The organism is Microcoleus sp. Pol1C5, from assembly GCF_036701115.1.
Taxonomy (GTDB): Bacteria; Cyanobacteriota; Cyanobacteriia; order Cyanobacteriales; family Microcoleaceae; genus Microcoleus.
In genome coordinates this window covers 1-8249 of record NZ_JAUBQE010000108.1, presented here as the reverse complement: position 1 = coordinate 8249, position 8249 = coordinate 1, and the positions used below count along the sequence as shown (strand labels likewise).

The 8249-nt window shown below is 43.8% G+C and carries 9 protein-coding genes and 2 pseudogenes; 8 read left to right on the top strand and 3 right to left on the bottom strand.

The features are described from left to right. Positions 1 to 71: 71 nt before the first annotated feature. A pseudogene (locus QUA23_RS30335) lies at positions 72 to 687 on the bottom strand (IS630 transposase-related protein); the annotation flags it as partial. Between the two features lie 83 nt (positions 688 to 770). On the opposite strand from QUA23_RS30335, the gene QUA23_RS30330 reads away from it, so the two are divergent. The 3 genes from QUA23_RS30330 to ruvC all read left to right on the top strand — a co-directional run bounded on the left by QUA23_RS30330 (position 771) and on the right by ruvC (position 2915). Beyond that, a complete protein-coding gene (locus QUA23_RS30330) occupies positions 771 to 1049 on the top strand; it encodes a DUF4926 domain-containing protein (RefSeq protein ID WP_333079582.1) in 279 nt (92 codons plus the stop codon). 126 nt (positions 1050 to 1175) lie between these two features. After that, a complete protein-coding gene (gene bchI / locus QUA23_RS30325) occupies positions 1176 to 2291 on the top strand; it encodes a magnesium chelatase ATPase subunit I (protein WP_333079581.1) in 1116 nt (371 codons plus the stop codon). Positions 2292 to 2381: 90 nt separating this feature from the next. Next, entirely contained in the window at positions 2382 to 2915 is a 534-nt protein-coding gene (ruvC, locus tag QUA23_RS30320) for a crossover junction endodeoxyribonuclease RuvC (RefSeq protein WP_333079580.1), read from the top strand. A 7-nt stretch (positions 2916 to 2922) separates the two neighbouring features. Here the strand turns inward: ruvC and QUA23_RS30315 are convergent. Then, positions 2923 to 3516 (bottom strand): annotated as a pseudogene (locus tag QUA23_RS30315) (Uma2 family endonuclease). A gap of 371 nt (positions 3517 to 3887) precedes the next feature. On the opposite strand from QUA23_RS30315, the gene QUA23_RS30310 reads away from it, so the two are divergent. After that, positions 3888 to 4262 (top strand): hypothetical protein, encoded by a 375-nt coding sequence (locus QUA23_RS30310; protein WP_333079578.1) that lies wholly within the window; start codon positions 3888 to 3890, stop codon positions 4260 to 4262. Between the two features lie 106 nt (positions 4263 to 4368). On the opposite strand, the gene QUA23_RS30305 is transcribed toward QUA23_RS30310, so the two are convergent. After that, entirely contained in the window at positions 4369 to 4638 is a 270-nt protein-coding gene (locus tag QUA23_RS30305) for a hypothetical protein (protein WP_333060518.1), read from the bottom strand. A gap of 254 nt (positions 4639 to 4892) precedes the next feature. On the opposite strand from QUA23_RS30305, the gene QUA23_RS30300 reads away from it, so the two are divergent. The 4 genes from QUA23_RS30300 (at position 4893) to QUA23_RS30285 (ending at position 8204) form a co-directional block, all read left to right on the top strand. After that, on the top strand, positions 4893 to 6116 hold the full coding sequence (locus tag QUA23_RS30300) for a hypothetical protein (RefSeq protein WP_333079577.1): 1224 nt from the start codon (positions 4893 to 4895) through the stop codon (positions 6114 to 6116). Positions 6117 to 6126: 10 nt separating this feature from the next. After that, positions 6127 to 6363: a hypothetical protein gene (locus QUA23_RS30295; protein WP_333079575.1), complete on the top strand. Its 237-nt coding sequence runs from the start codon at positions 6127 to 6129 to the stop codon at positions 6361 to 6363. Between the two features lie 112 nt (positions 6364 to 6475). After that, positions 6476 to 7843, top strand: coding sequence for an IS4 family transposase (locus QUA23_RS30290; protein WP_333079574.1), 1368 nt, complete (start codon positions 6476 to 6478; stop codon positions 7841 to 7843). 133 nt (positions 7844 to 7976) lie between these two features. After that, positions 7977 to 8204: a hypothetical protein gene (locus QUA23_RS30285; RefSeq protein WP_333079573.1), complete on the top strand. Its 228-nt coding sequence runs from the start codon at positions 7977 to 7979 to the stop codon at positions 8202 to 8204. The last annotated feature ends 45 nt before the right edge of the window (positions 8205 to 8249 follow it).

The following is an 8249-nucleotide window of genomic DNA, read 5'->3' as shown; positions in this document are numbered from 1 at the left end:
AGAGATTTTTGAGAAGAGTTATAATTCGCAAAGCCTTTGCCAGATAAGCTTTGCGAGTTTTGGGAGATGTCTAATAAATATAAAGATAACCACCCTTCAAAACCTTCTGCATTGAGGCTGCCCGTAAAAACCATTGGGGCAATTAAGTCCTTTTTTCCTTTCCTTCTTCCGGCTACTAGATTTTCTCTTTTTCCCCGTTTTCCTGACTTTTCACCCCAGATTTTTTTGCCTTTTTTTGACCAGCCAAATGCACAATCTTGAAACTCTTCAAATCCTGACTCATCAATAAAAACCCGACTTTGACTTCCCGATACTTTAATTAATTCTCGGAGATATCTGTAGTATTTCATTCTTGATTCTCCGTTTCTTTCCTGATAAAGAAGTTTTTTTTTTTCGAGTAATTTTCATTTCTTTAAGAGCATAAGATATGGCACTTGGTCTGACCCCAAACTTCTTGGCTCGGTCGATTAATCTGGCATCTGGGTTCTCTTTTACATCGTTTTCTAAAGCTTGCCAATCTAGCTTTCTCTTACGTCTTTTTACCTGAGTGGCTCTAAGGTCATTCCGACCCAGCCACCGATATATCGTTGCTCTTCCTACCTGAAAAAGTCCGGTTGCTTGAGCGATACGACCGCCATTTTCTACATAATCCACTACTCTTTTTCTTAAATCAATACTGTAAGACATTTTCCTAGCGGCTTCACTATTTTTATTAATTTTACCTGATTTCTAAATAGTCTCATACTTATTTGAAATGACTATAAGTAGAATTGTTAGTAACATTGCCTGAATCTAATTTACACCTAGCTGCTAGACGGGCTATTGTAGATTGTTATGATGATGGAAATTACGAAATAGAATTTAGCGAGCGCTCTGGCGAAACGATAGCTTTTTGTACTCTGTCTACCGAGCAGTTTTTAGTTGTTTGGAAGTCGAAAGAAAGGCGTTGGTTGTCTATATCGGAACTATTAGCTGCGATGGTTGAACGTTTGTCTGATGAACGTCAGCAACAAATTTTAGAGTGGGCGCGTTCTGTGTCTCAGAAATAGTCTGTTTTTGGCAGCGTTTTGAGAGGAATCACACAAACTCTGCACTTGGATTTCAAGGCTGCCGATCGACTGTTGTCCGCTTGTATGTCACAATAAACAAGCAATTATTATATTTTGAGTTATCCTGTGAGTCCTACTGCCGAAGTCAGCAATACCCTAAATGCGGGCGCTCTACCAACCGTTACCGCTACTCCAGCCCGCCGCGCTGTTTTTCCCTTCACTGCAATTGTTGGCCAGGAGGAGATGAAACTGGCGCTGCTGTTGAATGTCATCGATCCCAAAATTGGCGGGGTGATGATTATGGGCGATCGAGGTACTGGTAAATCTACCACAATCCGCGCCCTCACTGATTTGCTGCCGGAAATTGAGGTGGTGGCTGACGATCCTTTTAACAGTCATCCCAGCGATCCAGATTTGATGAGCGATGAGGTGCGCGATCGCACTTTATCTCAAACTGACATTAAAATCGCGCGCAAGAAAGTCCAAATGGTAGACTTGCCTCTGGGCGCTACCGAAGACCGAGTTTGCGGTACGATCGACATCGAGAAAGCTTTGTCGGAAGGTGTTAAAGCTTTTGAACCCGGTCTTTTGGCTAAAGCTAACCGCGGCATTCTGTACGTTGATGAAGTCAATTTGCTCGACGATCATTTAGTCGATGTTTTGCTCGATTCTGCCGCCAGCGGTTGGAATACTGTTGAAAGAGAAGGCATTTCGATCCGCCACCCGGCTAAGTTTATTCTCATCGGTTCCGGGAATCCAGAAGAAGGAGAATTGCGGCCGCAGTTGCTCGACAGATTCGGGATGCACGCAGAAATTCGGACTGTGAAAGACCCGAATTTAAGAGTAGAAATTGTCGAACAGCGATCGAGTTTTGACCAAAATCCAGCGGAGTTTCTCGCGAAATACCAGCGCGAACAAGATGAACTGCAGCAGAGGTTGGTGGAAGCTCAGGAAAGGTTGAAATCGGTAACTATCGATCGAGAGTTGCGGGTAAAAATCTCCCAAGTTTGCGCGGAATTGGACGTTGACGGACTGCGGGGCGATTTGGTGACGAATCGGGCTGCGAAAGCTTTCACGGCCTTAGAATGTCGCACAGAGGTAACTGTAGACGATATTCGCCGCGTGATGACTCTGTGTTTGCGGCACCGGTTGCGGAAAGACCCTCTAGAATCAATAGATTCGGGGTATAAAGTGACTAAAGTGTTCGATCGGGTATTCGGTCTAGAAACAACTGAGGGGTAATTAATAATTGGTAATTGGTAATGGGGGGTGAGGAAACATTTCCCAAATTTTTAATGCCTCCTGCCCCATTTCCAATTACTAATTCGGGCAATGGAAAAACGAATTTTAGGATTAGATCCCGGTTTAGCAAATCTCGGCTACGGGGCAATTTGCTGTCAAGTTGTCCCCGGCAAGCAAGATGAAAACTTTGTTTCCATGATTGATTGCGGCGTCATACAAACAACGCCCAAACAAGAAATGGGCCAGCGTTTGAAAACAATTTACGACGATTTGCACGCGGTAATTGAAGAGATTAAACCAGATGTAGCAATTGCCGAAAAATTGTTTTTTTACAAGATGGGAAATACCATACTTGTAGCGCAAGCGCGGGGTGTTTTGACACTGGTATTAGCGCAGTGTGGAGTGCCGCTGTTCGAGTTTACGCCGGCTCAAATTAAGCAAGCTTTGACAGGGCGCGGTAATGCGGATAAATCTGAAGTGCAAGAAGCAGTGGCGCGGGAGTTAGAGTTAGGTTATATTCCGAAACCCGACGATGCGGCGGATGCTTTGGCGGTGGCTTTGACTGGTTGGTACGATGATGATATTTGTCCGAAGAAAATACAGTTGGAAACAGAAAAAGTTTGAGGCAATATCAAATCATGGGCAAATTAAGCACAAATCCGGGCCAGACATCTTCTCCCGATAAACTTACAGGAAATTGTACAATCTCTACTTCGCGAGAATGGCGATAAATCTCCACTTGTTCGTCTAGAGGATTAATCAGCCAACCCAAGCGTAAACCACTGTTTAGATACTCCTGCATTTTCTCCTGAAGCGGCCGCAGCGGGTCTGGGGGCGATTCCCTTCGGGATAGCTTCGCTTCACGCAATTCAATGGCAAAATCAGGACAAATTGGCGGAAATTTCTCTTGTTCTTCTGCTGTTAAAGCCGACCATCTTTCTAACATAACGCAAGCGGCATCAGGCGATCGATCGCCATTATTGGGCAACCGAAAAATTGTTGAAGAACTAAACACTCTCCCTAACTGCGTTTGTTGATTCCATATCCAAACCAAGCCAATTAAATCGGCTTCTCGATTGCCGCTGACTCCGCCTACTGGTGACATAATGATAATTTATCCTTTAGCAGTCCGTTCAAATTGCCAATCTCGATTCATCTGGCATAAACGGTAAAACTGTTCGTCTGTTAGTTCGACAGTATCTAAGTTTAAAGTAACGGTTGTCATTTTTCCCAAATCCCTAGAAATATGAGTTCTGCAAACCTATTTTAGCGCTGCTTTTTGTCAAGTAGCGACGAAACTAATCTAATTTAACATCAGTCCTCTGCAAAAACAGTTAAGCTTTGAAATGGGTTTAAACATCAGGCGGGCTAGGGCGTTAATGCCACATATCGATCGCATTTAACATCATTCGTATGCCAGAGCACTTAAGCTTTGACACGGGTTCCAACCCCAGGCGGACTATTGCGAAGTCAAAAATATTAGTTGAAAATGTAATGAGGTTCGATCGCCCAATTCCACCTTCACTCCAAAAAATGCTATAATATCAACTTTAATTGCTAAACTTGTCCCGCCAGCAGAGAACACAGGAAAATAATATGATGATTATTACCTCCCAACAAATGGCCCAGTTTCGCTCGCAATTAGCCGAATATCCCGAAGCCCTAAAAGCCCTAGACGCAATCGAAGATTGCGAAGGTAACATCGAGGATGCAGCGATATCTCTAGCAATTCAAGCCGGACAAGAACCGAATATATCAGAAAATTGGTTAGACGGATTAGCCAAAAGATGCCGCGTTGCTATCTGCAAATCCGAGGTTAAAGAAGAGTTGGCAAACGGACAATTGAATGCAGCCTTTAGAGATTTAGTTGCAGCAAAAACTTGCCCTGATATTTTGGTGACTTCGGTGATTATTTATGTATTTAAAACTGGGGTGAATGAGTTTTGCGAGCCTCTCGAATATAAACTGTAAAGCCATCGCTGCATTTAAAATTTAGGTGAAGCTAAGCTATCGCAAAGGGTAGGGAATCGCCCTGATTTTTCAAAACATGATACAACGAGGCGATCGCAACTATTCTCTACCCCTTTGCACTACTGTACCCAGCCGACCTCAAATCCGGCGACAAACCCAAAGATTTCCCCAGCAAACGAGCAAGTTGCACTAAAAAATTAGCAGTATCTTCGTCACCTTCGCGCGCCATTGAAGCCGATATCTGGATTAGCATTTGCACAAATCCCGCATCAATTAAATCGGAACACGAACTCAAAACCTCTGGCTCTTGGCCGTTGGGACAGGTAAGCACTCGCTCGATTAAGTTCAAATAAGCCTCTTGGCGTTCTGGATTCATTTTGGCAGAAGCTGTACAGTAAATAATTTATTATTACGTTTAACTCAGTCCTGTCAATCAGGCGATCGAATAAGCGATCCCCGTTTTTACTCTAGAAACTCCATTCAGTCAGGAATAGACAGAAGCTTAAAGAAAATCTTAAGTTTCTACCTGCTAGTTTAGTCGAGGTAAGTTGGCCCGATGCGCCCCCTAGAATGCAAGCTAAGCTGCGCCAATAATAACCCTAAGATTCAAGGGAATTAAGAATATACAAAATGAAAATAGGAATATTTTTAGGAAATCTAGGAAATCCCGCCATCTACTATCCCAAACTCGCCCCCATTACCGGCGGAGTCGCGGCGAGCATTTTTCTTTGCCAATTATTACAATGGCAATCACAAAAGTCCCACTCTGCCGAATGGGTAAAAACCAACAGCAGCGAAATTGAAAAAGCCACCGGTTTAAATCACGAAGAACAAGAACTCGCGAGACGCCTGCTCAAAGTGCGATCGCTCCTGAAAGAAAAATTAACGACTCCCAACACAGACACCCTAGAACTCTGGGCGGACATTGACGCTTTCGAGGAAAAACTCAATAACTTTTGGACACCGAATCCGCCAGATACTATAACACCGATAAGTCGCGAAAACAACAATCACCCTGTAGAAATTTTCCGCGAAACATCACCCCCAAATCATGTAGTTAAAACCGACAAATATTTCGGGCAACCCCGCCAGCAAATAGCCGTTGCTGTCACCCCGAATTACCGATTTAGCGGCCCTTGGAATTCCCAAGAAGAACTGCACAATTTTCAACGAGCCTTAGAAGCATATGCTCAAGAGCGCAACTTAGGATTTGGCAATGCTTCTGGATGGGCATTTAAAATTATTGACAGCATGACAAAAGGCTTAACCTCGACTTTTTGGGAGGAATTTATCGCCGGAATCCCTTTAGGAGAAAGTCAGAAAGTTAAGCGAGATTGGGAAATCGAACCAGAAGTGCCTTATCCTGCTTTTGAAGAAGAGAGAATTCAGTATTACGTGCACAAAGGCGAACCGCTGGAAGCAGCAGTATCTAAAGCCCGTGCTGATTTGAGAAACCCGGTTTTGGGCAAGGATTTGTGGGAGGGATTTTTGCGAAAGTGCGATCGCCTTGCCGATGATGCACTCAAAGCAAAACAGCAGGGCGTTAACACACCATATCTGCCGTCTTCCTTCAACGAAAAACCGCAAATCACCAAGGATAGCGTTATGCGGAAGTTAGGGGCTATCGCGCCGCAATTAGCCCTCAATCAATCCACATCTGACCAGATTCCAGCACTGCCGAAACTTGCTGAAACAACATCGCCAACTCCCGCCGAAATTCCCAGTATTTCCTCTTTGCAAAAAGCTTACCAAACTCCTCTGGGCAGAAGTATAGTTGAAAAACAAATCGCTGCAAACCCCGACTGGGGCTACGAAATAGTTGACGGCGAAATCGTAGAATCTATCCCTTTTTAATGAGGCTGATATGAAACGAATTAGCGATATCAATCCGCTGGGGGAAGAGCGACCAAATCCTTCTGAGAAAGAGAGAGAAAACCTGCGGGAGGAAAGGTTGCAGCGAGAAAGAGATGAAGCATATCAAATGTTAGTTGAACTCTGCAACTTGGGCGAATATGACATGGCCGAGCAGTTGGCAAATCGACATTATTTTAATTGGGGTTATGAAATAGTTGATGGGATTGTGATGGAAAGGATAGATTAGGTTCGTAGTAAGGACTTTAGTCCAATGGCGCTGAAAAAGTGAGCAAAAAAAAATCTGTAAGGCAAGATATACATAGATAATTGCCTTACAAACCAAAATATCTGCCTCTAGTATGCCAAATCGTGCGTCCATTCTCAAGCAAAAATTTTTACAGAGTGTCGCCTTACCCTGGAAAGAACTGCTACCAGAGTCTCAAGTCCAAGAGCTTCTGGCCAACGAGAACGTGAGGTATTACAGCAGTGTCTACACACCAATAGTGACCTTATGGGCGATGGTATCGCAAGTATTAGACCCAGACAAAAGTCTCAGTCAAGCAGTGAAGCGGATGAGTACCTGGCTGAGTGTAGCCGGAGTCAAGCCTCCTTCTTCAGACACAGGGGCTTACAGTAAAGCTCGTCAACGACTACCCGAAAGACTCGTCCAACAGTTAGTACCCGTAGTCGCAGAAGCTCTAGAAAAGCAAGTTCCAACAGAAAAACAATGGTGTGGATTGCGGGTACGGGTACTAGATGGGACAACGGTGTTAATGAGTGATACTGCAGCCAATCAAGCCGAGTATCCGCAACACAGCAATCAAAAAACTGGGTGTGGATTTCCGATGGCGAAAATGGTAGTGCTCTTTTCACTGCTGACAGGAGCAGTGGTATCGGCTGGTATTGCTTCGTTGGCGACGAGTGAGATTGTGATGAGCCGTCTGCTTTATGCAAATTTACTTCCCGACGATGTGATATTAGCGGATCGAGCTTATGGCAATTATGTCGATTTGGTTTTGGTAAAACAGCAGGGAGCGAACGCTGTTTTTCGGAAAAATCATCTTCGTAAGACGGACTTTCGACGGGGCAAGAAGTTGGGAATTGGCGACCATCAAGTTGTCGGGGATAAGCCCCAGCAGTGTCCCAAACACATGAGTAACGAGGAATTTGAGGCATTGCCCTCTAATTTCATCGTTCGGGAAGTCTGCTTGCGTATTCAACGCCGTGGCTTTCGAGACGAGCGTATTATTGTAGTCACAACATTGATGGATGCTAAACAATACAATGTTCAACAATTAACTCGGCTATATGGACTTCGCTGGTTAGCCGCCGAAGTCAATTTACGCTATCTCAAAACAACATTAAAAATGGAGATGTTAACAGCTAAAACTCCGGCAATGGTAAGAAAAGATATCTGGACACACTTATTGGCTTACACTTTATTGCGTACCATAATGTGGCAAGCGGTATCTTCTGACGAAGATACCGCTTTTCAACTCTCATTCCAATCGACTCGGCAGCAGTTTAATCAGTTCTTGACGCTGTTGGCAACTACAGGAAAACGCCAACAGCGACAATGGCATCAATTGTTGTTGGAGCAGGTGGCAACTAATTTACTCACGATTCGACCCAATCGTTCCGAACCTAGAGTTTTGAAATGCAGACCGAAGCCGTATCGTCGGATGCAGGAACCTCGCTCTATCTTAAAAGGTAAACAGTCTAGGTGATTGAGACTTTTTCAGTGCCATTGGACTAAAGTCCTTAATTCCAAGATTGAAATAAGTAAAGTCCTTACTACAAACCTATATTTGAATTAGGGTCATGTTTTAATTATAATTAAAACTTAAATAACTATCAAACATGACAACAACTATTAACGCCAAAAATATAACGCTCGGTGAAGTCAGTCAATTTTTGAAATTCCAAGAGCAGCTTAATAATGACACCTACACAAATTTTTTATCCTTAGAATCCTTAACAGAGATAGAACAGTTAGAACTCGCCCAAATCCGCAACGATTTTCGCGAATACCTCTCAGTGGAAAGAGTCTCTGAAGCTGGCGGGGTGACAACCCCGCTCAAAGCCTGATCGAATAAGGATTTGACTGGATTATGGTAAAAAAAGATAGGTCCG

Excerpts from the sequence above, each read along its gene's own strand:
- ruvC (WP_333079580.1), top strand. The coding sequence starts at position 2,382 with ATGGAAAAACGAATTTTAGGATTAGATCCCGGTTTAGCAAATCTCGGC.
- QUA23_RS30310 (WP_333079578.1), top strand. The coding sequence starts at position 3,888 with ATGATGATTATTACCTCCCAACAAATGGCCCAGTTTCGCTCGCAATTA.
- QUA23_RS30305 (WP_333060518.1), bottom strand. The coding sequence starts at position 4,638 with ATGAATCCAGAACGCCAAGAGGCTTATTTGAACTTAATCGAGCGAGTG.
- QUA23_RS30300 (WP_333079577.1), top strand. The coding sequence starts at position 4,893 with ATGAAAATAGGAATATTTTTAGGAAATCTAGGAAATCCCGCCATCTAC.
- QUA23_RS30295 (WP_333079575.1), top strand. The coding sequence starts at position 6,127 with ATGAAACGAATTAGCGATATCAATCCGCTGGGGGAAGAGCGACCAAAT.
- QUA23_RS30290 (WP_333079574.1), top strand. The coding sequence starts at position 6,476 with ATGCCAAATCGTGCGTCCATTCTCAAGCAAAAATTTTTACAGAGTGTC.
- QUA23_RS30285 (WP_333079573.1), top strand. The coding sequence starts at position 7,977 with ATGACAACAACTATTAACGCCAAAAATATAACGCTCGGTGAAGTCAGT.